27 protein-coding genes, 1 pseudogene and 1 riboswitch are annotated in these 25,686 nt (G+C 46.5%); of the genes and pseudogenes, 17 read left to right on the top strand and 11 right to left on the bottom strand.

The window, feature by feature from the left end; translation table 11 throughout:
• Position 1: 1 nt before the first annotated feature.
• Together ACFVP7_RS06045 and ACFVP7_RS06040 are read right to left on the bottom strand one after the other, a co-directional pair.
• Positions 2-589 carry an HAAS signaling domain-containing protein gene (locus ACFVP7_RS06045; protein WP_169037415.1) on the bottom strand — a complete coding sequence of 196 codons (588 nt, stop codon included), beginning with the start codon at positions 587-589 and terminating at the stop codon, positions 2-4.
• The gene (locus tag ACFVP7_RS06040; protein WP_003245674.1) at positions 586-933 is read right to left on the bottom strand and encodes a PadR family transcriptional regulator; all 348 of its coding nucleotides are present in this window, start codon (positions 931-933) and stop codon (positions 586-588) included. The genes ACFVP7_RS06045 and ACFVP7_RS06040 overlap by 4 nt, the downstream gene beginning before the upstream one ends.
• Before the next feature lie 177 nt (positions 934-1,110).
• Here ACFVP7_RS06040 and ACFVP7_RS06035 point away from each other — a divergent pair, with 177 nt between their 5' ends.
• Genes ACFVP7_RS06035 through ACFVP7_RS06025 form a run of 3 tightly spaced genes read left to right on the top strand, consistent with a single transcriptional unit; the run spans position 1,111 to position 3,142 of the window.
• Complete coding sequence (locus tag ACFVP7_RS06035; RefSeq protein ID WP_326144918.1) at positions 1,111-1,647, top strand: SdpA family antimicrobial peptide system protein; 537 nt, start codon at positions 1,111-1,113, stop codon at positions 1,645-1,647.
• Positions 1,632-2,561 (top strand): sporulation-delaying protein SdpB family protein, encoded by a 930-nt coding sequence (locus ACFVP7_RS06030; protein WP_003233028.1) that lies wholly within the window; start codon positions 1,632-1,634, stop codon positions 2,559-2,561. Before ACFVP7_RS06035 ends, ACFVP7_RS06030 begins: the two co-directional genes overlap by 16 nt.
• A complete protein-coding gene (locus tag ACFVP7_RS06025; protein ID WP_003244950.1) occupies positions 2,558-3,142 on the top strand; it encodes a sporulation delaying protein family toxin in 585 nt (194 codons plus the stop codon). The genes ACFVP7_RS06030 and ACFVP7_RS06025 overlap by 4 nt, the downstream gene beginning before the upstream one ends.
• A gap of 52 nt (positions 3,143-3,194) precedes the next feature.
• Here the strand turns inward: ACFVP7_RS06025 and ACFVP7_RS06020 are convergent, their stop codons facing one another.
• Positions 3,195-4,091 carry a S1 RNA-binding domain-containing protein gene (locus ACFVP7_RS06020; protein WP_015252384.1) on the bottom strand — a complete coding sequence of 299 codons (897 nt, stop codon included), beginning with the start codon at positions 4,089-4,091 and terminating at the stop codon, positions 3,195-3,197.
• A 98-nt stretch (positions 4,092-4,189) separates the two neighbouring features.
• Between ACFVP7_RS06020 and ACFVP7_RS06015 the strand changes: the two genes are divergently transcribed.
• From ACFVP7_RS06015 to ACFVP7_RS05985, 7 genes are all read left to right on the top strand, one after another.
• Complete coding sequence (locus ACFVP7_RS06015; protein ID WP_015715659.1) at positions 4,190-4,681, top strand: YajQ family cyclic di-GMP-binding protein; 492 nt, start codon at positions 4,190-4,192, stop codon at positions 4,679-4,681.
• Positions 4,682-4,787: 106 nt separating this feature from the next.
• Positions 4,788-4,905, top strand: a riboswitch (SAM riboswitch).
• 89 nt (positions 4,906-4,994) lie between these two features.
• Positions 4,995-6,833, top strand: coding sequence for a bifunctional homocysteine S-methyltransferase/methylenetetrahydrofolate reductase (locus ACFVP7_RS06010; protein WP_153529701.1), 1,839 nt, complete (start codon positions 4,995-4,997; stop codon positions 6,831-6,833).
• A 90-nt stretch (positions 6,834-6,923) separates the two neighbouring features.
• Positions 6,924-7,373, top strand: a complete 450-nt coding sequence (locus ACFVP7_RS06005) for a GNAT family N-acetyltransferase (RefSeq protein ID WP_021479578.1) — start codon at positions 6,924-6,926, stop codon at positions 7,371-7,373.
• Positions 7,374-7,378: 5 nt separating this feature from the next.
• A complete protein-coding gene (locus ACFVP7_RS06000) occupies positions 7,379-8,227 on the top strand; it encodes a GNAT family N-acetyltransferase (RefSeq protein WP_396583050.1) in 849 nt (282 codons plus the stop codon).
• A 111-nt stretch (positions 8,228-8,338) separates the two neighbouring features.
• A complete protein-coding gene (locus ACFVP7_RS05995) occupies positions 8,339-9,607 on the top strand; it encodes an MFS transporter (RefSeq protein WP_396583049.1) in 1,269 nt (422 codons plus the stop codon).
• A gap of 8 nt (positions 9,608-9,615) precedes the next feature.
• Positions 9,616-10,731, top strand: coding sequence for a mandelate racemase/muconate lactonizing enzyme family protein (locus tag ACFVP7_RS05990; RefSeq protein ID WP_069964096.1), 1,116 nt, complete (start codon positions 9,616-9,618; stop codon positions 10,729-10,731).
• 95 nt (positions 10,732-10,826) lie between these two features.
• The gene (locus tag ACFVP7_RS05985; protein ID WP_009966972.1) at positions 10,827-11,456 is read left to right on the top strand and encodes a YitT family protein; all 630 of its coding nucleotides are present in this window, start codon (positions 10,827-10,829) and stop codon (positions 11,454-11,456) included.
• A 44-nt stretch (positions 11,457-11,500) separates the two neighbouring features.
• Here ACFVP7_RS05985 and ACFVP7_RS05980 read toward each other — a convergent pair whose 3' ends face one another.
• Both ACFVP7_RS05980 and ACFVP7_RS05975 read right to left on the bottom strand, forming a co-directional pair.
• Complete coding sequence (locus tag ACFVP7_RS05980; protein ID WP_021479581.1) at positions 11,501-12,259, bottom strand: phosphosulfolactate synthase; 759 nt, start codon at positions 12,257-12,259, stop codon at positions 11,501-11,503.
• Positions 12,256-12,942, bottom strand: a complete 687-nt coding sequence (locus tag ACFVP7_RS05975; RefSeq protein ID WP_069964095.1) for a 2-phosphosulfolactate phosphatase — start codon at positions 12,940-12,942, stop codon at positions 12,256-12,258. Before ACFVP7_RS05975 ends, ACFVP7_RS05980 begins: the two co-directional genes overlap by 4 nt.
• 185 nt (positions 12,943-13,127) lie before the next feature.
• Between ACFVP7_RS05975 and ACFVP7_RS05970 the strand changes: the two genes are divergently transcribed.
• The 3 genes from ACFVP7_RS05970 to cysC all read left to right on the top strand — a co-directional run bounded on the left by ACFVP7_RS05970 (position 13,128) and on the right by cysC (position 15,716).
• The gene (locus ACFVP7_RS05970; protein ID WP_396583048.1) at positions 13,128-13,838 is read left to right on the top strand and encodes a phosphoadenylyl-sulfate reductase; all 711 of its coding nucleotides are present in this window, start codon (positions 13,128-13,130) and stop codon (positions 13,836-13,838) included.
• Positions 13,839-13,950: 112 nt separating this feature from the next.
• Complete coding sequence (gene sat, locus ACFVP7_RS05965) at positions 13,951-15,120, top strand: sulfate adenylyltransferase (protein WP_038829192.1); 1,170 nt, start codon at positions 13,951-13,953, stop codon at positions 15,118-15,120.
• Positions 15,117-15,716 carry an adenylyl-sulfate kinase gene (gene cysC, locus ACFVP7_RS05960; protein ID WP_396583047.1) on the top strand — a complete coding sequence of 200 codons (600 nt, stop codon included), beginning with the start codon at positions 15,117-15,119 and terminating at the stop codon, positions 15,714-15,716. The genes sat and cysC overlap by 4 nt, the downstream gene beginning before the upstream one ends.
• A gap of 27 nt (positions 15,717-15,743) precedes the next feature.
• On the opposite strand, the gene ACFVP7_RS05955 is transcribed toward cysC, so the two are convergent.
• Positions 15,744-16,550, bottom strand: coding sequence for an alpha/beta fold hydrolase (locus ACFVP7_RS05955; RefSeq protein WP_396583046.1), 807 nt, complete (start codon positions 16,548-16,550; stop codon positions 15,744-15,746).
• A 205-nt stretch (positions 16,551-16,755) separates the two neighbouring features.
• Between ACFVP7_RS05955 and ACFVP7_RS05950 the strand changes: the two genes are divergently transcribed.
• Positions 16,756-17,394: a pentapeptide repeat-containing protein gene (locus tag ACFVP7_RS05950; RefSeq protein ID WP_396583045.1), complete on the top strand. Its 639-nt coding sequence runs from the start codon at positions 16,756-16,758 to the stop codon at positions 17,392-17,394.
• A 7-nt stretch (positions 17,395-17,401) separates the two neighbouring features.
• Here the strand turns inward: ACFVP7_RS05950 and ACFVP7_RS05945 are convergent, their stop codons facing one another.
• Positions 17,402-18,856, bottom strand: coding sequence for a PLP-dependent aminotransferase family protein (locus tag ACFVP7_RS05945; protein ID WP_396583044.1), 1,455 nt, complete (start codon positions 18,854-18,856; stop codon positions 17,402-17,404).
• A gap of 66 nt (positions 18,857-18,922) precedes the next feature.
• Between ACFVP7_RS05945 and ACFVP7_RS05940 the strand changes: the two genes are divergently transcribed.
• Positions 18,923-19,585 carry a LysE family transporter gene (locus ACFVP7_RS05940; protein WP_396583043.1) on the top strand — a complete coding sequence of 221 codons (663 nt, stop codon included), beginning with the start codon at positions 18,923-18,925 and terminating at the stop codon, positions 19,583-19,585.
• A 49-nt stretch (positions 19,586-19,634) separates the two neighbouring features.
• The gene (locus ACFVP7_RS05935) at positions 19,635-20,144 is read left to right on the top strand and encodes a DinB family protein (RefSeq protein ID WP_396583042.1); all 510 of its coding nucleotides are present in this window, start codon (positions 19,635-19,637) and stop codon (positions 20,142-20,144) included.
• A 49-nt stretch (positions 20,145-20,193) separates the two neighbouring features.
• On the opposite strand, the gene iolX is transcribed toward ACFVP7_RS05935, so the two are convergent.
• From iolX to ACFVP7_RS05920, 3 genes are all read right to left on the bottom strand, one after another.
• Positions 20,194-21,222: a scyllo-inositol 2-dehydrogenase gene (iolX, locus tag ACFVP7_RS05930; RefSeq protein WP_041345119.1), complete on the bottom strand. Its 1,029-nt coding sequence runs from the start codon at positions 21,220-21,222 to the stop codon at positions 20,194-20,196.
• A gap of 208 nt (positions 21,223-21,430) precedes the next feature.
• Positions 21,431-22,444 (bottom strand): transcriptional regulator DegA, encoded by a 1,014-nt coding sequence (gene degA, locus ACFVP7_RS05925; protein ID WP_015715647.1) that lies wholly within the window; start codon positions 22,442-22,444, stop codon positions 21,431-21,433.
• Between the two features lie 17 nt (positions 22,445-22,461).
• The gene (locus ACFVP7_RS05920) at positions 22,462-23,325 is read right to left on the bottom strand and encodes an AraC family transcriptional regulator (RefSeq protein ID WP_327842132.1); all 864 of its coding nucleotides are present in this window, start codon (positions 23,323-23,325) and stop codon (positions 22,462-22,464) included.
• A gap of 123 nt (positions 23,326-23,448) precedes the next feature.
• On the opposite strand from ACFVP7_RS05920, the gene ACFVP7_RS05915 reads away from it, so the two are divergent.
• Positions 23,449-24,816: an MATE family efflux transporter gene (locus tag ACFVP7_RS05915; RefSeq protein ID WP_003233074.1), complete on the top strand. Its 1,368-nt coding sequence runs from the start codon at positions 23,449-23,451 to the stop codon at positions 24,814-24,816.
• Positions 24,817-24,846: 30 nt separating this feature from the next.
• Here ACFVP7_RS05915 and ACFVP7_RS05910 read toward each other — a convergent pair.
• Positions 24,847-25,676, bottom strand: a pseudogene (locus tag ACFVP7_RS05910) (phytoene/squalene synthase family protein).
• Positions 25,677-25,686: the final 10 nt, after the last annotated feature.

The raw sequence follows: 25,686 nt of genomic DNA, 5'->3' as shown, positions 1-25,686 counted from the left end.
ATTACTTGATGTTAAGAAAAAGAAAAAAAGCGGCGCAGCTTACTGCAATCAGCAGCAGGACGACAAGCGCATTGAGGAACGGGCTCAAAAGGAGCACCACTGCTAAAAACAGCAGATAAACCGCACCGACTCGCGAAATCGTAACAATCTCCTTTTGAGAGCGCATTTTGTTTTTTCTGACACCTGCAAACATCATCAATTTTTTCCGCTTCCATACATATCCGGCGAGCACCATTAAATAAACAGCCAGCGGCAGATGTCTGAAGTCGGACGGCAGCAGCGGCAGGGCGATAATCGTGACAATGAGAAGGACCGAAAGCCAGCTTTTGCCCAATAAAGACCTCCTCCTTTTCGTCTCTCCCCCATCACCCATCATCAATTCGGCAAGCTCCTTCGGATGAGAAAATTCAGATTCAACAGCTTTCTGCAGTTCCTCTTCACTAAGGCCGGCTTTGATTCTGTCTTGAACGAAAGCGGTGATATGCCCCTTTAATTCGTCGATAGCGTTTTCTCTCTCTACATCAGGCATATTCGCCAGCTCTGCATTTAGTTCCTCCATGTATCGGTCAATGATAAGCTGTCCATTCATAGCAAATCCCCCGATAAAGACAGTAAGGCTTGATGGGTTTCCAGGTATTTCTCCAGCCGTTCTTTTAACATTTCTTCTCCTTTTTGCGTCATTTTGTAATACTTTCTTTTTGGGCCGTCCAGTGAATCTTCCCAAAAAAATTCGATCCATCCCTTCTCGGTCATACGTTTCAAAATCGGATAAATCGCTCCCTCTGAAATAGCCAGCGCCGAGGTGGTTTTTAAGGATGACGTCAGCTCATAACCGTACATCGGTTTAGAACGCAGAAGGGATAGGATGGCCAGCTCGAAAATCCCTTTTCGAAATTGAACAATCCAGCGGTCATTAACTTGATTCGTTTTCATGGTTTAAATATATCGAAAAAACCACTATATATCAATCACATATAGCAGTGTAAAATGTCCTGTTTTTCCTTTTAACAAAAATGGAATTTCTCATACTTTTTAACCTTTTTATTACATAAATGTTTTTATATTATGAAAAGTGTAAAAACGATTCTTCAGGTTAAAAGGAGCAGTCGAATGCAGAAATCGATATCATTTTTTGTCATTTTTTCAATCTTTTGGGGTTCGCTATTTCTGTTTTCTATTATTGGCAGCTTAGGGACAACCCCGATTCCGCTGACAAAGGACTCCAAATTTCTCATGTCCAGCATCCTCCCTCAGGGCTGGGGCTTTTTTAGCAAAAACCCGCGTGATACTGCAATTGGCTTATATGAGGCTGAAAATGCCAGCGCCAAGGTCAGATGGCCCAATATGAGGGCTGACAACCTATTCGGCCTATATCGGTATGGGCGGTCACAAGGCGTTGAAATGGGCGTGATCTACAGCCAAGTCGGCAAGGAACAGTGGACAGCATGTAAAGAAAAGGACCTCGGCGCATGCAAAAGCAAAGCCAAAACCGTGCAATTAAAAACACCCGCTCCCCGCCCGCTACTTTGTGGCAGCTACTATTTGACGAAAGAGGATATTGTTCCTTGGAGCTATTCTAAATACACCCCTTCGTCTTATCAGGTAAAAAGCATAGTCAAGGTTGTGATTTCATGCTCGAAAACATAAAACAGACCATCACCAGATGGGACGAAAGAAACCCGTGGACAAATGTATACGGCCTCGCGCGAAGCATCATTGCGCTATCCAGCCTGCTGACGCTGCTCATCAATCACCCGAGCCTCATTATGAAGCCAGCCAGCGGGATCAGCAGCTATCCAGCTTGTAAAATGAATCTCAGTCTCTTTTGCCTCGGTGAAAATAACTATATGATGTTAAATCTTTTCAGATGGGTCTGCATTGCCATTCTGGTGCTTGTTGTCATTGGCTGGCGCCCCAGAATCACCGGGGTTCTGCATTGGTATGTCAGTTACAGCCTGCAGTCATCGCTGATCGTCATCGACGGAGGCGAGCAGGCAGCCGCCGTCATGACCTTTTTATTGCTTCCCATCACGCTGACCGATCCGAGAAAATGGCATTGGAGCACGAGACCTATAGAGGGCAAAAGAACACTTGGAAAAATAACAGCTTTTATTTCTTATTTTGTGATCAGAATCCAAGTGGCGGTGCTTTATTTTCACTCTACCGTCGCTAAGCTGTCTCAGCAGGAATGGGTGGACGGAACGGCCGTCTATTATTTCGCCCAGGAAAAAACCATAGGCTTCAACGGCTTTTTTCAGGCGTTAACGAAGCCAATTGTAACAAGTCCGTTCGTGGTGATTCCGACATGGGGGACGTTGCTGGTTCAAATTGTCATCTTCGCGGCGCTGTTTGCGCCGAAGAAGCATTGGAGATTGATTTTGATCATCGCTGTTTTTATGCATGAGATTTTTGCAGTCATGCTGGGCCTCATCAGTTTTTCGATTATCATGGCCGGCATTTTGATATTGTATCTCACTCCTATCGATTCCACGATTCAATTTACATATATTCGCAGACTGTTGTGGAATAAAAAACACAAGAAGGGAGAGGTTTCAGTTTGAAGAAGGCGTTTCTAGTATTTTTGTCGGTTGTATTGGTGACGACTGTGTTTTTGGTGAAGCAGCAAGAAAGTGTGGCACAGGCAAAGCAGCTTGAGTATTCAGGTGAGGAAATTTTTAAAGGCTTTGTGTTTGCCCAAGGGGAAGTTGGCAAACAGCTGCCAGAGGTCTTTAATAAAGCGATGACAGACAAACTCAACACAAAACAGGCAAAGGCTTTTGCCAATCAGGTTGTCGCTGATATTAAAAAAGAGGATGCTGACTTTTTTGATAACCTGAAGAAAGCTGTTTACAGCAAAGATGCATTGAAAGTGGATGAACTGCTGAAAAAAGCAGGTCAAATCGTTGAAGAAAAAGTAGAAGCAGCAAAGGAAATCGCCGCTTCCAAGGATGATACATCCAGAGTTCAGGCCGAGCTTGTCAACACTGTTGATACCGCTAACTATTTCTATTATGTTTCTTATGTTGCTGCAGCAGGTGCCCTGATTCTGATCATTCTCGCCATTGATATTACACCAATAGCGATTTCAGACAATGTGGATCGCGAAATGGCAATCAGAACACTGGTTGATGAATTAAACTAGACATAAAAAAACGGCTCGCTCCGCAGTCTGCTGCAGGCGAGCCGTTTTCATGCTATTTTTTCTCGTATGTCCATCCATTTTCCTGATACACTTTTCCGTTTTTCATCAAATGGCCCAGCGCGCGTTTAAAGGCGGCTTTGCTCATATTAAAACGTTCTCTGATATCGTCAGGCTGGCTTTTGTCACTGTACGGCATGGCACCGTTTCTCATTCTCATATACGTTAGAATGCACTCAGCATCAACTGACATTGCATCCTGTTTTCTTGGAAGCAGCGACAAGTTGACTGAACCGTCTTCTTTCACTTGAATCACCCGGCCTGTGACTCTTGAACCGAGTCTTGGCTCCTCTTTTCTTTCTGACGGGTGAATAAAACAGCGGATACCGTCATCCGTGATCACGAATGAACCCGATGCGATCAGCCTGTACACCGTACCTGTCAGCTCTTTATTCATCAGATCTTCTGAAGCGTCGGTAAACAGTTCGCTGATGATATCTTCCGGCGCTGGTTTCGCAAACATGCGCCCCCGGTTCGTCACCTTCAGCATACAGTAAAGTTTGTCCCCTTTTTGCGGCCAGACATCTTCGTACGGCGGCAAATGCTCAGTTGCGACTAGTGCGTCCTTCGATAAACCGACATCAACGAAAACGCCCATATCTTCCACTTTATCCACCACTTCAACCCAGCCATATTCATCCGCGCTGATGACCGGAATTTTCATCGTGGCCGCAAGCCTTTCCTGCTGGTCTACGTATATAAAGACTTCTACTTCGTCTCTGTCCTCGATATCCTCAGTCATTTCACTGTTATGTAAGAGAATCGTATCTTCCCCATCGGTTAAAAAGTAACCGAAGTCGGTTTGGTGATCTATACTCAAGGTTAATTGCTGCCCTGGTCTCATGCTATCGTCCTTCCTGTTCCGCTTATTCTCTGCGGATTTTGTTAACATTTTTTCCAATCATCACAAATTGATTCTTTGTTCTGTTGGAAGTTTCTCTTTATTCTACTATAATCAACACATAAGTTAAATGTTATGGAGGTTTTCATATGGCAAAAGAAAGCTCATTTGATATTGTATCCAAGGTGGAATTGCCTGAAGTGCAAAACGCAATCCAAATCGCACTGAAGGAAATCAGTACCCGATACGACTTTAAAGGCAGCAAAAGTGACATTTCTTTAGATAAAGAGGAGCTGGTCCTCGTTTCTGATGACGACTTCAAATTAAGCCAGCTGAAAGATGTGCTGGTCAGCAAATTGATTAAACGAAACGTACCGACAAAAAACATTGAGTACGGCAAGGTTGAAAACGCGTCAGGCGGAACGGTGCGCCAGCGTGCAAAGCTTGTTCAAGGCATTGACAAGGACAACGCAAAAAAAATCAATACGATCATCAAAAACTCCGGACTGAAAGTAAAGTCTCAGGTGCAGGATGATCAAGTGCGTGTCACCGGAAAAAACAAAGATGACCTGCAGCAGATTATCTCAGCTGTGCGGGGAGCAGACCTGCCAATTGACGTTCAATTTATAAATTTCAGATAAATTTTCTGATTCCTATTGATTATTGTCTTTATTTTCGGTAAATTTGGAGAAAGGGAAAAACGCCAGGTATCTTTTGGCACTTCCTGACACGAAAATTTCATATCCGTTCTTATCAAGAGAAGCAGAGGGACTGGCCCGACGAAGCTTCAGCAACCGGTGTAATGGCGATCAGCCATGACCAAGGTGCTAAATCCAGCAAGCTCGAACAGCTTGGAAGATAAGAAGAGACAAAATCACTGACAAAGTCTTCTTCTTAAGAGGACTTTTTTTATTTCTCTTTTTTCCTTGCTGACGTGAATAAAGGAGGCAGACAATGGGACTTTTAGAAGATTTGCAAAGACAGGTGTTAATCGGTGACGGCGCCATGGGGACACTCCTCTACTCCTATGGCATTGACAGGTGTTTTGAGGAGCTCAATATTTCAAAGCCGGAGGAAATTCAGCGCATACATAAAGCGTATGTTGAAGCGGGAGCCAACATTATTCAAACGAATACGTACGGGGCCAACTATATTAAATTATCCAGACACGGTCTTGAGGATGACATCAAAAAAATGAATCAGGAGGCCGTAAAGATTGCGCGGGCTTCAGCAGGCGATGCATACGTGCTTGGAACGATGGGCGGCATACGGACATTTAATAAAAACGCGTACAGTCTTGACGAAATTAAGCGCAGCTTCCGCGAGCAGTTGTATCTGCTGCTGCATGAAGAGCCGGATGGCTTGCTGTTAGAAACATATTATGATTTGGAAGAAGCCCGTGAAGTGCTGAAAATCGCGCGCAAAGAGACTGATCTTCCGATTATGCTCAATGTCTCCATGCACGAGCAAGGCGTATTGCAGGACGGAACACCGCTTTCTGACGCATTGCGATCGATTGCGGATCTCGGGGCTGATATCGTCGGCATTAACTGCCGGCTCGGGCCTTATCACATGATTGAAGCGCTCAGCGAAGTGCCGATTTTTGATGACGTATTCTTATCCGTTTATCCGAACAGCAGTCTTCCTTCGCTTGAAGAGGGACGGCTCGTCTATGAAACAGACGACACGTATTTTCAAAACAGCGCGTCAGAATTCCGAAAGCAAGGCGCGCGGATTATCGGCGGCTGCTGCGGCACAACGCCGAATCACATCAGGGCGATGGCGGAAGCAGTTGGCGGGCTGGTTCCGATTACGGAAAAAGAAGTCAAAACCCGGGCCAAAGAATTCATTTCTGTTCATCACGAGCGAACCGAGCCCGGCCTGGATGAGATCGCAGCGAAAAAACGCTCTATTATCGTAGAGCTGGATCCGCCGAAAAAACTGAGCTTTGACAAATTTCTGTCCGCTGCTGCTGAATTAAAAGAAGCGGGAATCGATGCCCTGACACTCGCCGACAATTCTCTGGCGACCCCGCGGATCAGCAATGTTGCCTGCGGCGCTCTCATCAAGCAACAGCTCGATATGCGTTCCCTTGTCCATATTACGTGCCGTGACCGTAACATTATCGGCTTACAGTCACATTTAATGGGCCTTGATACGTTAGGGCTGAATGACGTGCTTGCTATTACAGGTGACCCTTCTAAAATCGGGGATTTTCCTGGTGCGACGTCTGTATATGATTTAACATCTTTTGATTTAATCAGGCTGATCAAACAATTCAATGAAGGTCTGTCTCTGTCTGGAAAACCGCTCGGCAAGAAAACGAATTTCTCAGTTGCCGCCGCATTTAATCCTAACGTCCGCCATCTGGATAAAGCGGTAAAACGGCTTGAGAAAAAAATAGATTGCGGCGCAGATTATTTTGTTTCTCAGCCTGTCTATTCCGAGCAGCAGCTTGTCGATATCCATAACGAAATAAAACATCTGAAGACGCCGATCTATATCGGCATCATGCCGCTGACAAGCAGCCGGAATGCCGAATTCATCCATAATGAAATTCCCGGCATTAAGCTGTCTGATACGATTCGCGAAAAAATGGCCCATGCCGGTGAAGATAAAGAAAAGCAAAAGGCGGAAGGCCTTGCGATTGCACGCTCCCTGCTGGATACGGCATGCGAGCTGTTTAACGGCATCTACTTGATAACGCCTTTCCTCAGATCTGACTTAACCGCCGAGCTCACTTCCTATATTCAGCAAAAAGATGAGCAGCGCCAAAATATCTTTTTGCATTAATCCCTTAAAAGACTGTCTGATCCAATCGGGCGGTCTTTTTCAACGGGATTCGTGTTACGATATAGAAAAACAGTCATGAGGAGGAACATTATGCTCGAAGTCAAAACCATTTCCGCGGAAGATACATATGAAATCCGGCACCGCATTCTGCGTCCCCATCAATCCATTGAACAATGCAAATATGAAGAGGATCATGCAAAAGGCTCCTTTCATCTCGGCGCGTTTTTTGAAGGAAAGCTGATCAGCATCGCTTCTTTTTCCCCGCAAAATCAGCCATTAATAACAGAATCCCCAGCATATCGGCTGAGAGGCATGGCAACGCTTGAAGGATATCGCGATCAAAAAGGCGGGAGCACGCTGATCAAACACGCGGAAGAGAAACTGGCAAAGAACGGCGTTCAGGCAGTCTGGTGCAATGCCAGAAGCCATGTGAAAGGCTACTATTCAAAGCTTGGGTGGGAAGTACTCGGCGAACCGTTTGAGATTCCCGGCATAGGCACTCATATCATCATGTATAAAAAACTCGAAACAAGCAGGTGATCTGTATGAGGGTAATCGATGAGCTGATTAAGCTTCATGAAGAACATATCCCTAGTCTATTGCGGCTTTGCAGGCAAGCCGGGTGGCCGGATTACGGCGAACATGAGCTGGCACTGCTTGTCCAGCAAGGACGCTTTTTCGGCTATCAAAATGTCAGCGGTGATATTATTTCCTGCATCGGCTTGTTTTTGTTTGGCCGGCTTGCTTCTATCGGCCTCGTGATCGTGGACAAAGAATATCAACGGCTCGGTCTCGGCCGGCGTATGGTAAACGCCTGTATCCCCCAAGCGGGTGAAAACACCGCCATCAGGCTTTGCGCCACAAAAGAAGGTTTGCCGCTTTATGAAAAAGCAGGTTTTCATACGGCAGGTTCAGTGCGAAAGTACAGCTGTCACAGTTTTCAACCTTATACAAAAAAGCTTGATGCTGAACTGACATCCTTTAGAGAACAAGACTTTCACGACTTAACCGCGACGGATCTGGAAGCCTTTGGCGGAGATCGATCAAATCTTTTGCAGCAGCTTATTTCTGCTTCATGCGAATGTATCATCGCCAGAAATCATGACGGACAGCTAATTGGCTACGGACTTTCTGTACAGACACCGGCCAATTTGAAATTCGGCCCTATCATCGCTCCATCATCAGATGTTGCAGCACAAATAATTAACAGGCTGGCGGCCGGCAAACAAGGGCCGATGCGAATCGATATACCGAGTGAACACACGTCTCTGCATGACAGCCTGATAGAAATGGGATTTCGTAAAGATGATGAACCTCCGCTTTTGTTCTTTCAGAAAAAAGCGCCTATTCAAAATGGACACTTATATGCTTTGATTTCACAGGCTCTCGGTTAACCCTCTTTTTTCCCGAACAGGTATCTTCTGTTCGGTTTTTTGCTGTCTGATCGCTGAATAAACGAAGCCATCAGGGACATTCTAAGCAGAAGAAAAGGAGTGTGCTCTGAGATGGAATCATCAAAACAAAATAACGGAATGACGGTTGTAGCAATCGGTTCAATCCCTTTAATATTAACCCTAGGAAACTCGATGCTTATTCCGATTTTGCCAAAAATGAAATCTGAACTTCATTTATCACAATTTCAAGTCAGTCTCGTGATCACAGTATTTTCCTTGATTGCAGCATTTGCGATTCCGATTGTCGGTTATCTCGCAGACCGATTCTCAAGGAAAGTCATCATTATTCCCTGCTTAATTTTGTATGGTGCCGGCGGTTTGTTAGCCGGGTTTGCGGCAGGTTTTTTTGACAATGCCTATCCTTGGGTCATGGCAGGACGAGCGTTACAGGGAATCGGGGCAGCCGGAACCGGCCCAATTGCCATGGCACTGACGGGAGATCTGTTTAAAGGCGCCCAGGAGAGCAAGGTGCTCGGCCTTGTTGAAGCTTCAAACGGCATGGGGAAAGTGCTATCGCCGATCATTGGCTCGCTGATCGCCCTGCTTGTCTGGTATGGCGCGTTTTTTGCCTTTCCTGTGTTTTGTATCATTTCGATCGTACTGACTTGGATTTTTATTAAAGAAAAGAAAAAGGAAAAAGAACCGCCACCAATCGGAAAATATGCAAAAGGGCTGTTAAGTGTCTTTAAACACGAAGGCAGATGGCTGTTTACCGCTTATTTAGCCGGTGCGACCTGTTTGTTTACTTTATTCGGCATCCTGTTTTATCTCTCAGATGTTCTTGAAAAAACATACGACACCGACGGCGTGAAAAAAGGCTTGATTTTAGCGATCCCGCTTTTGGTTATGTGTGTGACGTCCTATACAACAGGAAGCAAAATCGGGCAAAAGCAATCGTTAATGAAAAAGCTGATCGTACTTGGATTGGCGTTCATGACCGTATCCTACGCGGCACTGTCATTCATTGAAAATCTTGTCCTTTTTATCAGTGTTCTTGTACTGAGCAGCATAGGCTCAGGTCTTGTCCTTCCTTGTGTGAACAGTTTTATTACCGGGGCTGTCGGCAAGGAAAGACGGGGATTTGTCACCTCGCTGTACGGCTCTGTACGTTTCTTAGGAGTAGCGATCGGTCCTCCGATTTTCGGCCGCCTGATGGAATGGTCCAGACCCGGCATGTTTTTAAGCATTGCGGGATTGACTCTCGTTGTCGGGATTCTTGTGATGATGCTCATCCATGTGAAGCAAAACAATGAAGAAACAAAAGAAAAAGAAGACCCTAAAATGGCTGGCAATCGGCTCCAGCCCGCTGAGGAAAGGTAGCACCCAGTTTGAAAATTGTACGGATTGAAACCTTTCCGCTATTTCACCGATTAGAAAAGCCATACGGAGATGCCAATGGGTTTAAACGATATCGGACTTGTTATCTCATCAGGATTATCACCGAAAGCGGGATAGACGGCTGGGGAGAATGCGTTGATTGGCTCCCTGCTCTCCATGTCGGTTTTACGAAGCGGATCATCCCATTTCTATTAGGAAAACAGGCCGGCAGCCGCCTGTCATTAGTGCGCACGATTCAAAAATGGCACCAGCGGGCGGCCTCCGCTGTAAGCATGGCGCTGACAGAGATTGCAGCCAAAGCTGCGGATTGTTCGGTTTGCGAATTATGGGGCGGGCGATACAGAGAGGAGATTCCTGTGTACGCGTCTTTTCAATCGTACTCAGACTCCCCGCAATGGATCAGCCGCTCAGTCTCCAATGTTGAAGCCCAGTTGAAAAAAGGGTTTGAGCAAATCAAAGTCAAAATTGGCGGGACTTCATTCAAGGAGGATGTCCGGCACATCAATGCGCTGCAGCATACAGCAGGCAGCTCCATTACGATGATACTGGACGCAAACCAAAGCTACGATGCCGCTGCGGCTTTTAAATGGGAGCGCTATTTCTCCGAATGGACGAACATTGGCTGGCTTGAGGAGCCTTTGCCCTTTGATCAGCCGCAGGATTACGCTATGCTTCGAAGCCGTTTGTCTGTTCCTGTTGCCGGTGGAGAAAACATGAAAGGCCCGGCGCAATATGTGCCTCTCCTTTCACAGCGCTGTTTGGATATCATTCAGCCCGATGTCATGCATGTCAACGGAATTGATGAGTTTCGGGACTGCCTCCAGCTCGCGCGTTATTTTGGCGTCAGAGCATCCGCCCATGCATATGACGGATCGCTCTCACGGCTCTATGCTTTATTTGCACAAGCCTGTCTGCCCCCATGGTCTAAAATGAAGAACGATCACATTGAACCGATCGAGTGGGACGTCATGGAGAATCCTTTTACAGATCTCGTCAGCCTGCAGCCTTCAAAAGGAATGGTCCACATCCCGAAAGGAAAAGGCATTGGAACAGAGATCAATAAGGAGATCGTCAATCGCTACAAGTGGGATGGCTCAGCATATTAAGCTGGGCCATTTCTTTATTTTGAGACATAAATCATGGACAGCCTCATAAAATGAAAACAGCGGACAAGTCTTTTCATAAAGGAGCAAATGACTTAATGGCTGAACTGCTGATGAAAGCAAAACTTACGTTTATGATTGTCGTAGGCGGCGTACTACAAGGACTCGGCATGTCCTTGTTTTTATTTCCGCATGATATTCCGACAGGCGGTGCAGCAGGTATTGCGGTGCTATTGCATTATCTGTTTCAAATCCCCCACGGATTTTCAGTGTGGGCTGTGAATGTATCAATGCTTTTTACCGCTTTAAAATGGCTGGAGATGAGAACATTCACCGGCACCCTCGCTTCTATCACCGTCACCTCTGTCTCGGTATTGATCTTTGATGCGGTTTTTCCGGATATCACATCTAATCTGTGGCTTGATCTGGCAAGCGGCGCAGTGTTATTGGGACTCGGCATCGGACTTTTATACAAATATAAAATTTCAAACGGAGGGTTCGGAGCACTTGCTCTGATGATTTCTATCTACCGCGGCGGGAATCCCGGAACGATCCTGCTCATCATGAATTGCATCATTTTTATGGTCACCGCGTCTATTATTGACTGGGGCATCGTCATTCAAGCCCTCATATGCCAAGTGATATCGACAAGAGTCATCGACTTCATCTACAACATCCGTCTGACCTCACTTCCCTATCTCACGCCTATGTACCGCCATAAAAAATAATAGGCAGAGGCTCTCTTCACGACGAGAGCCCCGCAGCCGCTATTTTACAGAAAAAAGGTATCGGATCTTAGCCCTAAACGCAGCGTTTCCAACGCGATGGCATCATGAAATGGAATATTGGCCAGATTCACATTCGGCCCGATTTTTTGAATAAACCCTTGCTGAAGCGTTTTGTTAGGCGCTTCAAAAATCAGCCTGTTGATATCAATATCCGAGGAAATGATGTCGTCAACAATTTGAAATCTGACATCGCCGCTGCTGGAACAGATCCCTCCCGTTCCGCTTTCTCTGGCTTCTGTAATCACTTTTTCCGCGCCCGCTTCCATATCCTCAACGATATATTCAAGCCATTCCTCAGAGCTTTGCCGGCTTGCTAATTCCGCATCCTTGCTGCCCACCTCACTGAGCACAAGAAATTCATCAGAAAAATCGGCAATGAAAGCCGCTTTCTCTTTATTTGTCATCGGGAGCGTACCGTTTGAGATCTCAATATATTCACAGCCGAAATAGGTGCAATACCGATGAAATTCATTCACTTTTTTCTGGCTTACGTACTTTTCGAACAGTGTGCCGCCAAAGAAAAATGTAATGTCATGTTCTTTCAGTGTGCTGATTTTTTCTTCAAGATCTTTTGTAAGTAATGATGTGCCCCAGCCGAATTTAACAAAATCAATATAGTCGGACGCTCCGGCTATGACATCTTTGAAAAATTGCAAGGGATAGCCGTTATCAATTAAAATGGACTGCCCGGTTTCTCTCGGCTTATTTGTTCTCACTGGCAATTCTAGTGAAAAATCATTCATATTATGACCCTCTCTATCGTTGGAACTTCTCCATCTTGTTTCACTTTCATCACAAAATCGCCCGTCAGTTCTTTTGTACAGTAAACAATGTCTTCCGAATCAAACAATGGCTGGCGGCTGTCAAAAAACTTCTCTGCAACAGAAGAGCCTTTTATTCTTTGAATCGCCTCCTCAGCCGTTACCGCATTTGTCCCTTCAATGATGCCTTTGATATACTCCGCACACGCCATATCGTCATCACCGGATGGATGGGAAGCCACTATGTTTATGACACAATCGTTTGCGGCGAGCTTTTTCACATGCTCTGCCGTTGTTTTGGCATTGGAAAATCCAGTTACGAACAGATGCTTTGCGTTCAGCGCCCCCAATGCTGCTGTGACGCCGTTTGTTGTTTTCTGGATTAGGCGCTTATCCGCCATATCCTGCCCAGCCATACGTTTTGGAGAATTATCTAAATCAAATCCGCTGATACCGACCCCCTTTTCCTCTCCCGTCAATACATAATCCGGATAGGTGTCTTTCAGCGCAAAGGCTTCATCAGCTGTCCGGACCAACAAAATCTCTTTCGCCCCGCCGATAAACGCATAATGGGCGACCGTAAAAGCTCTGATGACATCAATGACGATGTTAATGTCCGCCGGGGCAAGCGAATGATGATGCCCCTGATAAATGGCAATCGGCATACTACCTCTCCTTGGGCATAAAACCATTTTGCTAAAAAGCATATTCAGCCGGGCTCTTAATGGTTCCGCACCTCATTTTAGGCGGGCGCGGCACGTAAAAACCCTGAACCTTTATGCAAAAAATGAATAGTCTGCCTATAACTCGATCAATAGATAAAAAAAGCAGATGCAAACGGGGGAAAACGTTGAACGAAACCATCACATATGACACATGGAACGACATGCTGTCCAAACAGATAACGGATCAATTGATCGATGAGCTCGATGTGTTGAAGTGGGCTTACCGAACGTACGGAGAAAAGATTGTGTACGCATGCAGCTTTGGCGCAGAAGGAATGGTGCTTCTAGACTTAATATCAAAAATCAACAAAAACGCACACATCATCTTTTTGGATACCGGGCTTCATTTTCAGGAAACATATGAGCTGATCGAGACCGTCAAAGAGCGATATCCGGGATTTGCAATCCAGATGCTCGAACCCGAGCTGAGCTTAACAGACCAGGGGACGAAGTACGGCGGAGAGCTATGGAAGCATAACCCGAACCTCTGCTGCCAATTGCGGAAAATTGAACCGCTCAAAAAGCACCTGTCCGGCATGACAGCTTGGATTTCAGGACTGCGCCGGGAGCAGTCGCCAACGAGAAAGCATATTCAATACGTAAACCTGGACCAGAAGTTTAAGCTCATCAAAATTTGCCCGCTCATCCACTGGACATGGGAGGACGTTTGGACGTACATCCGCCTGCACAATTTGCCTTATAACAAACTGCACGATCAACATTATCCGAGCATAGGCTGTGAAATGTGTACATTGCCTTCCCCGGACCCGAACGATGAGAGGGCTGGAAGATGGGCCGGACGGGAGAAAACAGAATGCGGCCTGCATCAGGAATAGCGGATGGCAGGTTCTTGATGTGAGAATCGAAATGATGTTGAGACGCTGATGTCAAACTTTCATTAACCGCAGAAAAGAAAACAAGGAAACGTATAATTGGAGGTTGAACACGTTGAATGGAAACGAACCCCATGGAGGGGTATTAATCAACCGCTGTGATCCCGCATGCCATTTTGAAGGGTGCGCGTGCCAAGCAGAGCTGGATCAGCTTGCACTGAGTGATCTGGAGCTTATCGCGATCGGCGGATACAGCCCGTTAACAGGTTTTTTGGGAGAAAAAGATTATCATCGTGTTGTGAAGGAAATGAGGCTGGCAAACGGCTTGCCGTGGAGCCTGCCGATTACGCTGCCTGTCGGAGAAAAAACAGCAAAACAGCTGTCTGCCGGAGATCACGTCAAGCTTGTGAAAGACGGTGTTACCTACGGCATGATCACAGTCACCGATATATACCAGCCTGATAAAACACAAGAAGCACTGTCTGTTTTTAAAACAAACGATCCTGCCCACCCAGGCGTAAAAAAATTGCTGGCGCGCCCAGATTACTATATCGGAGGGCCTATCACGGTCAGCCGCCTGCCTGACAAATCTTTCGAACAGTTTTATGCAACGCCCGCAGAAACAAGAGCAGCCTTTCAAAAACTCGGCTGGAAAACGATTGTCGGCTTTCAAACCAGGAACCCTGTTCACAGAGCGCATGAATACATTCAAAAAACAGCGTTAGAAACGGTCGACGGTCTGCTGCTTCACCCGCTTGTCGGAGAAACAAAGTCAGACGATATCCCCAGCGATATCAGAATGGAGAGCTACCAGGCTTTGCTTAATCACTATTATCCAAAGGATCGTGTCATGTTATCGGTTTTCCCTGCCGCCATGCGTTATGCAGGTCCGCGGGAAGCGATTTTCCATGCGCTCGTCCGAAAAAATTACGGCTGCACCCATTTTATTGTAGGCCGTGATCACGCGGGTGTCGGCAGCTACTATGGAACATACGACGCCCAAAATATTTTTCAATCATTCACAGAGGAAGAGCTGGGCATCAAGCCGATGTTTTTTGAGCACAGCTTTTATTGCCGAAAATGCGGAAACATGGGCACCTCCAAAACATGTCCGCACAGCTCAAGAGACCACATCCACTTATCAGGCACAAAAGTGAGAGAGCTTCTCCGCCAAGGCAAAAAGCCGCCTAAAGAATTCAGCCGGCCTGAGGTCGCAGCCGTCCTGATCAAGGGACTTCACCAACAGCCTGTTGCCATCAAACAAAACAGCGGGGAATTGCAATGACACACAATCCGAACATCATTTGGCATCCCGCTGCCATCTCAAAGTCTGACAGACAGTCCTTAAACGGACACAAAAGCTGCGTCCTTTGGTTTACAGGTTTGTCCGGCTCCGGAAAATCGGTGCTGGCCAATGCTGTCGATGAAAAGCTTTACCGCAAGGGCATTCAGAGCTACGTGCTTGACGGTGATAATATCCGCCACGGCTTAAACAAAGATCTTGGATTTCAGACTGGTGACAGGATTGAAAACATCCGCCGGATCGGAGAAGTGGCGAAGCTGTTTGTCGACAGCGGGCAAATGATTTTAACGGCTTTTATTTCTCCATTCAGAGAGGATCGGGACATGGTTAGAGCGCTCTTTCCTAAAGGTGAGTTCTTCGAAATTTATGTGAAGTGCCCGCTGCATGTTTGTGAACAGCGCGATCCAAAAGGGCTTTATAAAAAAGCGCGAAACGGAGAGATCAAACATTTCACCGGGATCGATTCTCCGTATGAAGCGCCGCTTTCACCCGATTTCATCATTGAGTCAGACCAGACCTCTATTTCCGTTGGAGCTGATTTCATCATTAACGCACTGCAAAACAGAGGAATTATATAAAAAACCCGATCAATGTCGGGTTTTTTCTTATGAGTGGGAGAACTGCGCAATCAAACTGTTGATCTTCTCTTTTTCCTCATAAAATGCTCCGTGCCCGCTGTTTGCAAACGGAACCAATTCCGACTGTTTGATGCCGCGCTTCAATTCTTTCGCAAAATCAAACGGCGCAATTCTATCCTTTCTCCCGTGCAGGATCAGCGTCGGCACCTTGATTGCAGCAAGTTCCTTTCTGAGATCTTCGTCTCTTAATGCGATGCCCGAGTGGATCGTCCCGTAGGAGGAGGCCTCCAGCATCAGATTGAGAAACCACTGTCTAAGCTCTGGAGACACTTTTTTCTCAAAAAACTGTTTCCCTAAATCAGCCAGTGTTTTGGGCCGATCAGCTTTGAACAATTCAATCATATCGTCAATATCCTGCTTCCTCATCCCGTACGGATAACCCGGGCGTTTTGTAAACGCGGGGGCCGCTGCAGACAGTAAAATCAGCTTATCAACATCGGCTCCTTCATGCCTTGCCATATAACGGATTGCAATGGCGCCGCCCATTGAAAAACCGGCAAGAATCGCATTCTCAAGCTGCAGCGTATAAATGACTGCTTTCACATCATCGGCCATCGTGTCATAATCGTAGCCTTCCCAAGGGCGGTCAGATTGCCCATATCCCCGCAAATCAACGCCGATAAAACGAAATCCCCTTTTCGGAAGCTCATTCATTTGATATTCAAACATCTTATGATTCAACGGCCACCCGTGCAAAAAGATGATCGGCCTTCCATGTCCGATATCCTCTACAAACAGTGTCACATGCTCCTCGGTTTTGATGTAATGCCCCATTCCCCATTCCTCCTGTTCCCTTTGGCTTTTTCGGCCTGTAAACGCCTTGACGTATAGGAAGCTTTCCATTTATGCTTACAAAACAAGCGGGCTGCTGTACCAAGAAAAGGCTCTTCACGATTTACTATATGTATCAATTTCCTTAACGATCTATTAAATTGAACCCGGAAGCCTCTGTTTTTCGGGCAGCAAAGGATGTCATCACATGAATAAACTCGCAATTCAAAAACCGAACATACCGGAAAACCTGCAAACCGCAGATTTTCATGATGCCGTGACGCAGGATGATGTAATCAGCATGCATTTGTTTGAAGATTGTACAATCTGCGGCGAAGATATAGAAAGACTCTGTGTGGAAAAAACGGTATTCAGAAATGTCGTCTTTATCGAAGTGTCTTTTCGGCATATTGAACTGACCGATGTGATCTTTGAAAAATGCGATTTATCAAACGCCGATTTCAGCGGGGCTGTCATTCACAGAACTTCTGTTAAGCAGTCAAAAATGGTTGGAATGAATGTGGCGGAAGCAACGCTGCGTAATGTTTCATTCGAGGAATGCCACGGACATTTCAGCTCATTTTCGTACTCAAATATGAAACAAGTTCGATTTGATCACTGTGCTCTTATGCAAAGTGAATGCAGCAATACGGTGCTCCAGCAGACACACTTTGACGGATGCGAATTGGAAGGCGCCAGCTTTACCGGTACGTCCCTTCAAAACATGGACATCAGCACGTGCCGTTTTGAACAGCTTCATGTCTCCCTCGACAAATTGAAAGGCTGCAAAATCGCACCTGAGCATGCGATTGCCTTCGCCAGGGCACTGGGAGCTGTCATCGTATAACCAAAGCTTAGGACATCATCAGGCGGCGTGCTGTTTCAGCTGCCGCTTTAATGCCAGTTTCCAAATCTCCAAGAGATGCATAGGAATATGACAGCCTGATGCTGTTTCGGTCTTCACCGTCATAAATGTAGCCGGGATTCACAAGCACCTGCCGTTTCAGCAATCCATAAAAGAAACGGCTGACAGGCAGGTTTTTGTGAAATGTCACCCAAATATAAAAGCCGCCTGCGGGAATCCGCCACGTGGCAATGTCCCCGGCATACCGCTCGAGAAAATGAACGGCGGCGTCTCTCCTTTCTTTAAGCTTCCTGCGTACCCAAGTCAGATGCTCTTCATAATACCCCTGTGACAGCCACTCGGCAGCCGCCCACTGGGACAGGCCGCTTGATCCGTAGTCTGTCTGCATTTTAATGTCCGCCAACCTTTCAATAACCGGCTCCGGACCGGCAAGCCAGCCGATTCGCAGACCGGGGCTAACCGTTTTTGAAAACGTGCCCAGATACAGAATATTGCCCTCATGATCCATTGCTTTCAACGGCTGCGGAGGTTTTTCTTCAAACCATAAATCACCGTACGCATCATCCTCAATGATGGGCAGCTGCTCTTTTTTTGACAGGCTGATGATCTCTTTCCTTCGCTGCTCTGACATGACTGTGCCTGTCGGATTATGAAACGACGGAATCGTGTAAACAAGCTGTCCTCCATATTGTTTTCGATTAGAAGAAACAAGCCCCGCTTTGACCCCTTCATCATCCATCGGCAAGCCGCGAAGCCGCATCCCAGCTGATTGAAATACATGCAAGGATTGAAGGTAGGACGGCTTCTCCGTCAAAATGACAGAATCTCGTTTTAAAAGTCCAATTGAGATGAGCTGAAGTGCCTGAAGTGCACCGGACACAATTAAAATTGCAGACGGTGACACATAGATCTTCTTTCCTTTTAAATGGTCGGCCACTGCCTCCCGCAGCTGACGGTTTCCTTTCGGCTGCTCATATCCTAAAGACAGGGCGCCCGGATTGATTTGCTGAAACATCCGTCCAATTGTGTCAGCAGGCACAAGATCCGGTGAAAGTTCTCCAGTTCCTAATCTGATGATATCCGCTCTTGGTTCGTTCTGATTAATAGCTTGAATGATGGAAGAATTGGCGCGATGAATGCCCGAACGGACGTAATCGCTCCAATCAAGCGGAGGCTCAGCCGCCAGCACGCTCCAAGTACTGTTTACAACCTTCGTACCGCCGCCTCTTCTTCCCTCTAACAAGCCTTGAGACGTGAGTTCATCTATGGCTGCTGTGACTGTGCTGCGGTTGACTTGAAACATGTCGGCCAGCGTTCTCTGTGAGGGGATTTTCGTCCCTACAGCCCACTCTCCGTGAAGAATCTTGTCTTTCATATATTGTTCGATCTGCCGATGCAGCGGAACATCCGACTTTCGGCTTGGCTGCCATTGCGACAAGGTCATGCCCCCCTTTTTTACACATTATACATTTGGCTGGTTTCTAACCCAACCAAATGGCTGGAGACTTTAGTGGCAATCTCTCTTATGATTGAAAAAAAATGTGAAAGGAGCTTTTTCAGCATGAATGCAATCATTCATGGAATTGTGCTCGCGTTTGGCTTAATTTTGCCGCTGGGAGTGCAGAATATGTTTATTTTTCAGCAAGGCGCGTGGCAAAAGCATATTTGGCGGGCTCTCCCAGCTGTCATCAGTGCTTCAGTCTGCGATACCCTGTTAATCGTATTAGCCATTGCGGGCGTGTCTGTCATTGTGCAGGAGCTGCCTGTGTTTGAGACAGTCATGATGGCCGGCGGATTTTTATTTTTGCTCTATATGGGCTGGGTGACTTGGAACAGCCGTCCGAACACAAGCCAAAATGAGAAACATACGTTCACACCAAAAAAGCAAGCTGCGTTTGCGGCCGCTGTTTCTCTTTTAAACCCGCATGCCATTCTGGACACGATCGGCGTCATCGGCACGAGCTCTCTTCAATATTCGGGGCTTGAGAAATGGCTCTTTATGGCCGCCTGCATCGCTGTGTCTTGGATTTGGTTTATCAGCCTTGCAATAGCGGGCCGATTGTTTCAGACGATAGATACGAGCGGCAGGCTTATGCTGATCGTAAACAAATGCTCTGCAGCGGTAATGTGGGCAGCGGCAGGATATTTTGGGGTGTCACTCTTTTGCAACTGAAGGAGAAACAGATGAAAAAAACGAATTTCTTAGAAAAGGAGGCATGCTGATGACTGATGCAAAACAGTTTTATGACTATCATTCTTGGGCAAACAAGAAAATATTTACCCATATCGAAAACCTGCCGGAGGAAACTGCCTATCAAGAAGTAAAGAGCGTATTTCCTTCTGTCAGCGACGTGCTGCTTCATATGTGCAGGGCTGACTACATTTGGCTGAATGTTCTTTCGGGAGTGGCCTACCAAGAGATTATAGACAGCGCAGGCAAATTACAGTCCGCGCAAGGTAATATGGCAGCGATTAAACAGCACGCTGCCGAGCTGGAGTCACAGTATCATGATTTCTTCAGCCGCCAGACGGACTTAGAACAGACCTTCACAATGCAGCATCCGAAACTAGGTACACTGGAATCAACCTATGCAGACACCATCCTGCATGTCGTCAATCACGGCACTTACCACAGAGGGAACGTAACCGCCATGCTGAGACAGCTGGGCCATTTAGGCGTACCTACTGATTATATGTACTATTTATATGAGAAAAGAGAAAGCAAGGGCTAAAATGTCCTTGCTTTTTTTGCGGAAAGCCTCAAATGCAACACATTAGCTTTTACATACCTGTATAAGCGCGCTTCACATCAAGCTGTACGGGCCTGCCGCTCTTATAGGAATTGGTTGCGGCGATACCCACTTCTAAATTGATCGTCGCATCAATATCTGTCACAATCGGTGTTTTTCGATCACGGACACACTCGGCGAAATGCTGAAGCTCCAAGCAGTAGGCTTCATGAAAACGAGTTTGAAAGTCTGGAATGATATCATAACTGCTCCCTTTAGCCGAAAGGATGGTCACATGTTGATTTCTCAATGTCCCAATGAAAATACTGCCCTCTGTCCCGATCACCTCCGCCCGGATATCATGTCCGTATGGAGAGGTTCTGCTTGCCTCGACGTCCCCCGCTGCGCCGGAGTCAAATTCAATATACGTCAGCGCCTGATCCACATCGCCGTACTGCTCCATAAACGGATTGTTCAGAATCCTGCCGTGTCCTGAAACAGAAGTAATTTCCGCCCCTAGCAAATAACGGGCAATATCATAGTCATGGATGGAACAGTCAATAAAAATCCCACCGCTGTGTTTGATAAATTCTGCGGGAGGCGCGCCTTGGTCGCGCGTAAAGCCTTTATAATAGATAGGTTTGCCGATTTCTCCAGCGTCGATCCGCCGTTTGGCATCTGCGTATGCTGGATCGAACCGTCTCATAAAGCCGACTTGGCAGATGACACCTGTCTCCTGCACTTTTTCAGAAACTGCTCTAGATTCCTCAAGGCTTAATGTCAGCGGTTTTTCAACAAAGATCTGTTTGCCGTTCTCGGCAGCTTTGATGATCATATCACCATGTGTGCTTGTCGGCGTTACGATAATGACAGCGTCAATGCCGGTATCTTCTAACACTTCATACGGGTCCTCTGACCATTTTTCGATACCGAGTTCTCTGGCAACCTGCTCCGCTCTCCCTTTTAACGGATCACCGACACAAACCAGCTTTGCCCCCGGCACACTGGTGACGAGATTTTTCGCATGATAATAACCGAGCCTTCCTAATCCCAATACTGCGCACCTTACTTGATGTTCCACGTCCCATCCTCTCCTTTATCTCATTTCGGGCTCGCTTCGGGAAAGCGCTTTCTCTTAACAGCTAAAAAAACAGCGGTTCTATCCGCTCTACCATTTTGTGCAAGCGCTTTCTCAAAAGATGGTTTCATTTTACACTGCCTTTGGTTTACACGCAATATGTTTTTTTGGCTTCAACTGTCATAATGAAAAAACCCGCTCATTAGCGGGCTCATGTGTTGAGCGGTGATGTAGAATGTCTGACTACAAGCTCAGGCGGGAGCACTATTTTTTGTTTCGCCTTTCGTTTTCCCTCTATTGCTTCTGCCAGCAGTTCGATGACGCTCCGCCCCATCTCTTTTATCGGCTGGGCTACGGTTGTCAGGGGCGGAGCCGCCATTTCTGCGAGTATCGTATTATCAAAACCAATGATAGAAAGATCATCCGGCACTTTTATGCCTCTTATTCTCGCAGCTTGTATGGCGGCACAAGCCAATACGTCGTTGAAGGCAAAAATAGCAGTCGGAGCGTTTCTGTCGAGCAATTTTCCCGCTTCTTCCTTGCCGCTTTCCAAGGAAAACCGCGTCTGGATGATAAGTGATTCATCAATGGGCACGCCCGCTTCCTCCATCGCCTGACGGAAGCCTTTGATTCTATTTTTTTCGCCTGTCGTTGACCCGTCTCCAATAATGCAGGCGATGTTCGTGTGGCCGAGTGACAGAAGATGCTTGGCAGCCTCATATCCGCCACGAACGTCATCTATCACAACAATATCCATCGGAAGAAGCGGCTTATCCTGAGAAATCATGGCAATCGGAATGTGTTCACTGGCGATTTCCTCCAAAGCAGACATACTGTCATGGCTTTCAATCCCTGTTGCAAAAATAATGCCATCCACCTTTTTCTGTTTCAGCACAGAAAAATACTTTGTTTCTTTTTTCGGATCGTAATCGGTGCTGCAAATCAACATTTGAAAACCGAGCTCATCCGCTCTTTCCTCAATGCTTTTGGCCAGTTCGCCGTAAAACGGATTTGAAATATCAGGCGCCACGAGAGCAATCATATTCGTTCGTTTTCCCGTTAACGCCGCGGCGTGGACATTGGGCGTGTATGCCATTTCATTCATGACATTCATGACCTTCTGCCTTGTTTTATCGCTGATTCTCCCCGTATTGTTTATCACACGGGACACAGTTGTGATCGAGACACCCGCCGCCTTTGCCACATCGTAAATTGTTGTTTTCATGTTCATCCCTCGTCTGGTTATTGAACTTTCCGGCTGACAATTTTCCGGTATTCAATTGGTGAAATGCCTTCTATCTGCTTAAAGAGTTTTGAAAAGTATGTCGGATCTTCCATTCCGACCGTTTCCGCAATAACGCCCATTTTATCATTTGTAGAGGATAAAAGACGCTTCGCTTCCGTCATTCTCACCCGGTTCGTGTATTGTGCCGGAGTTACGCCGAGCACCTGCTGCATGCAGCGGCTCACATAATCCTGATGATAGTGAAGAGCGAGCGACAGATCCTTGATTGTCGTCTTTTCCTTATAGTGCTCCTGTAAGTACCGGGCCGCCTCCCAGGCTACCCGCTCTTTCGCAGACGGTATTTGGAACGCTTCTTTTTGAAGATGCAGTATCAGCTCCTCAAATAAAATTTGCTTTCTGAGCGGCAAATCAGAGTTTTCCGCGGAGTAATCGATCAGCTTTTCAAACTGCTGCGCCATAAACTGCGGGCGCTGCACCTTGCCTTTTCTCGGCAAGGCCAATCCGTAGCGGGCCGGCTCTTCGAAACTCCCTTTTTCCTGCTGAAGCTCAGACCAGTTGCTGCCTCCCTTTGCCGTAAATTCATATCGGTGTTCATCGAAGTGAAGCCAATAGTAGGAGGTTGCTTCATCACTGCCCTTCGTCCCGTAGTGTTCAAGACCGGGAGAAAGCAAGATGTACTCGCCGCCTTCAACAGAAAACGATGTTTCATTTTCCGTTATATATAACGTTCCGTGTTTGACATATATCAGATCAAACACGGAGAATACACGTTTCACATGGGTTTCTCCTTTTTTAAAAACCCCTTCCCCAGCTGCGATAAATACCGGAAAAGGCGGGACTGTAAACAGGATGCGAGGCATTTGAATCATCCTCCTTTTTAAGTCGGATTTTTACAAGAAGTATCGTTTCTATCCCTTTTTATTATAAGGAAATGGAGGTACACTTTAAAACGTTGATTTTATTTACGAAAGGGGTTAGACACTATGAAACAAGCTGTCTTCAAATCAACTGCTTTGAAAAAACCCGCTGACAAAACGTTCTCATTATTTTCGCTTACTTGGCCGATCTTTATTGAGGTCTCATTATATATGTTTATGGGTAATGCCGATACACTGATGCTCAGCCAATACTCGGATAACAGCGTGGCAGCAGTCGGCGTCAGCAACCAGATTTTAAATTTAATTATCGTGATGTTCAGCTTTATCGCAACAGGAACGACCGTTATCATTTCACAATTTCTAGGCTCACGGCAAAAGAAAGAAGCCATGGAAGTCGCTTATGTGTCAATCGGCGCCAACTTCTTCATCAGCCTGGCCATCAGCGCCGTCGTCTTTTTCGCGGCTGTCCCTCTGCTTCATATGATGGGATTATCAGACGCACTGATGCCTGATGCGAAAGTCTTTTTACAAGTTGTCGGAGGTCTGTCCTTTATTCAGGCTTTAATCATGACATTCAGCGCGATCTTAAAAAGCTACGGCTACACAAAAGATACAATGTTTGTCACTATCGGCATGAACATTTTAAACATTGCCGGAAACTTTGTTGTGATTTTCGGTTTGTTCGGCTTTCCTGTTCTCGGCGTTGCCGGTGTGGCCATGTCCACATCTATCGCCCGCGTCATCGGATTAATCGCGATGATTGTGATTGTCAACAAACGCATCCAGCTGAAGATGTCGCTGAAAAAAGTCTTTCATATGCATAAAGAGCATTTGCGCAAGCTGCTGAAAATCGGCATTCCTTCTGCGGGAGAGCAGCTTTCATACAACCTTTCGCAAATGATTGTCACGTATTTTATCGCCATCATGGGCGCGCAGGCGTTGACAACAAAAGTGTATACGCAAAATATTACGATGTTTATTTTGCTGTTCGGCACTGCGATCAGCCAGGGTACACAAATCTTAATCGGCCGTTATATCGGCGGCAAACAATTTGATGCCGCTTATGAGCGCTGCATGAAGAGCTTATATTGGGCACTCGGAATTGCTGCGGCTACATCTGTTTTGATGACGATCTTTTCAAAAGACCTGATCGGCCTCTTCACACAAAGCCCTGATATTATAGCAACTGCAAGCCTATTGATTGCCATGACCATTATTCTTGAACCAGGCCGCTCGTTTAATGTCATCATCATTAACTCTCTGCGGGCCGCGGGGGATGCGAAATTCCCGGTTTACATGGCAATGATTTCAATGTGGGGCATTGGCCTCCCGCTTGCTTATCTTTTCGGCATCCACCTCGGTTTCGGTCTTGCCGGCATTTGGATTTCTTTTATCGCGGATGAATGGGTCCGGGGAATCTTAATGTACAGAAGATGGCGCTCACGTATCTGGATACAAAAAGGTATGGCATAACACCCGGCTCAATCAAGGCCGGGTGTTTTTTTAGATATCAGAGAGAATCTGCTTCACTTCGGTCTCTGTGAGAGCGAAGTGATGTTGAAATACATCGTGCTTGTTCGCCCGGATTTTTTCTAAAACAGCCCGGTGCAAATGAAGAGCGGCTTTCACCGTTTTTTGAGAATACTGCGGAAATAGCGGCAAGGCATCCTGACACTCTTCAAGGTAGGCTTCTGCTTCAAAAGCGATATACTCCCACGTCATTGTGAACGCCTTATTCACGACGCCCTTTTGAAGGTCGTCCTCTGTATATCCAAATTGCTGCATCACTTTCCGAGGGATACGGCTTTTTTGCTGTTGGCCAGTGCCGATATCTCTCAGAATCCGAATCAGCTGAATCGCTAAACCGAGAGAACCGGCTGCATGTGTCAGCTGTTTCTGATGCCGGCGCGCCATAATCGGGAGAAGCATCAATCCGGCTGCCCCGCCTGTCTGGTATGCGTGCATGAGCAATTCATCAAGGTTTCCAAACGGTTTATCTTCGGCTTTCTGTGCGGCAATGAACTCACGGAATGGCTCGCTGTCCAGTGTAAATGTCTGGTAGGCATGGCCGAAAGCCTTCCACAAAAAATGATTCCCGTTATACGTACCGGAAAAAACATCTTCCGCCTCAGCTTCAATGGCAGATAACGCCTTCTCATCCGCATTGGCTGCCGTATGGCAAAACGCCATAACCGCCCAAGCTGCCTGCCTTTGCTTCAGCGGAAGAAACGAAAATGCTTTGTAACAGGCTGGTTCGCGGGCGCTGACGATCTGGCCGCATTGCTGATAGGCTTCTTTTATCTCTTTCATTTCTTTTCACTCCTATGTATCACTGCTTCTTCA

It is taken from the genome of Bacillus sp. SG20033 (genome assembly GCF_044570195.1).
Taxonomy (GTDB): domain Bacteria; phylum Bacillota; class Bacilli; order Bacillales; family Bacillaceae; genus Bacillus; species Bacillus subtilis.
Note: the sequence above shows the minus strand (reverse complement) of the source record. Positions and strands in the feature narration are given on the sequence as shown.

Excerpts from the sequence above, each read along its gene's own strand:
- ACFVP7_RS06045 (WP_169037415.1), bottom strand. The coding sequence starts at position 589 with ATGAATGGACAGCTTATCATTGACCGATACATGGAGGAACTAAATGCA.
- ACFVP7_RS06040 (WP_003245674.1), bottom strand. The coding sequence starts at position 933 with ATGAAAACGAATCAAGTTAATGACCGCTGGATTGTTCAATTTCGAAAA.
- ACFVP7_RS06035 (WP_326144918.1), top strand. The coding sequence starts at position 1,111 with ATGCAGAAATCGATATCATTTTTTGTCATTTTTTCAATCTTTTGGGGT.
- ACFVP7_RS06030 (WP_003233028.1), top strand. The coding sequence starts at position 1,632 with ATGCTCGAAAACATAAAACAGACCATCACCAGATGGGACGAAAGAAAC.
- ACFVP7_RS06020 (WP_015252384.1), bottom strand. The coding sequence starts at position 4,091 with ATGTTAACAAAATCCGCAGAGAATAAGCGGAACAGGAAGGACGATAGC.
- ACFVP7_RS06015 (WP_015715659.1), top strand. The coding sequence starts at position 4,190 with ATGGCAAAAGAAAGCTCATTTGATATTGTATCCAAGGTGGAATTGCCT.
- ACFVP7_RS06010 (WP_153529701.1), top strand. The coding sequence starts at position 4,995 with ATGGGACTTTTAGAAGATTTGCAAAGACAGGTGTTAATCGGTGACGGC.
- ACFVP7_RS06005 (WP_021479578.1), top strand. The coding sequence starts at position 6,924 with ATGCTCGAAGTCAAAACCATTTCCGCGGAAGATACATATGAAATCCGG.
- ACFVP7_RS06000 (WP_396583050.1), top strand. The coding sequence starts at position 7,379 with ATGAGGGTAATCGATGAGCTGATTAAGCTTCATGAAGAACATATCCCT.
- ACFVP7_RS05995 (WP_396583049.1), top strand. The coding sequence starts at position 8,339 with ATGGAATCATCAAAACAAAATAACGGAATGACGGTTGTAGCAATCGGT.
- ACFVP7_RS05985 (WP_009966972.1), top strand. The coding sequence starts at position 10,827 with ATGGCTGAACTGCTGATGAAAGCAAAACTTACGTTTATGATTGTCGTA.
- ACFVP7_RS05980 (WP_021479581.1), bottom strand. The coding sequence starts at position 12,259 with ATGAATGATTTTTCACTAGAATTGCCAGTGAGAACAAATAAGCCGAGA.
- ACFVP7_RS05975 (WP_069964095.1), bottom strand. The coding sequence starts at position 12,942 with ATGCCGATTGCCATTTATCAGGGGCATCATCATTCGCTTGCCCCGGCG.
- cysC (WP_396583047.1), top strand. The coding sequence starts at position 15,117 with ATGACACACAATCCGAACATCATTTGGCATCCCGCTGCCATCTCAAAG.
- ACFVP7_RS05955 (WP_396583046.1), bottom strand. The coding sequence starts at position 16,550 with ATGGGGCATTACATCAAAACCGAGGAGCATGTGACACTGTTTGTAGAG.
- ACFVP7_RS05950 (WP_396583045.1), top strand. The coding sequence starts at position 16,756 with ATGAATAAACTCGCAATTCAAAAACCGAACATACCGGAAAACCTGCAA.
- ACFVP7_RS05945 (WP_396583044.1), bottom strand. The coding sequence starts at position 18,856 with ATGACCTTGTCGCAATGGCAGCCAAGCCGAAAGTCGGATGTTCCGCTG.
- ACFVP7_RS05935 (WP_396583042.1), top strand. The coding sequence starts at position 19,635 with ATGACTGATGCAAAACAGTTTTATGACTATCATTCTTGGGCAAACAAG.
- degA (WP_015715647.1), bottom strand. The coding sequence starts at position 22,444 with ATGAAAACAACAATTTACGATGTGGCAAAGGCGGCGGGTGTCTCGATC.
- ACFVP7_RS05920 (WP_327842132.1), bottom strand. The coding sequence starts at position 23,325 with ATGCCTCGCATCCTGTTTACAGTCCCGCCTTTTCCGGTATTTATCGCA.
- ACFVP7_RS05915 (WP_003233074.1), top strand. The coding sequence starts at position 23,449 with ATGAAACAAGCTGTCTTCAAATCAACTGCTTTGAAAAAACCCGCTGAC.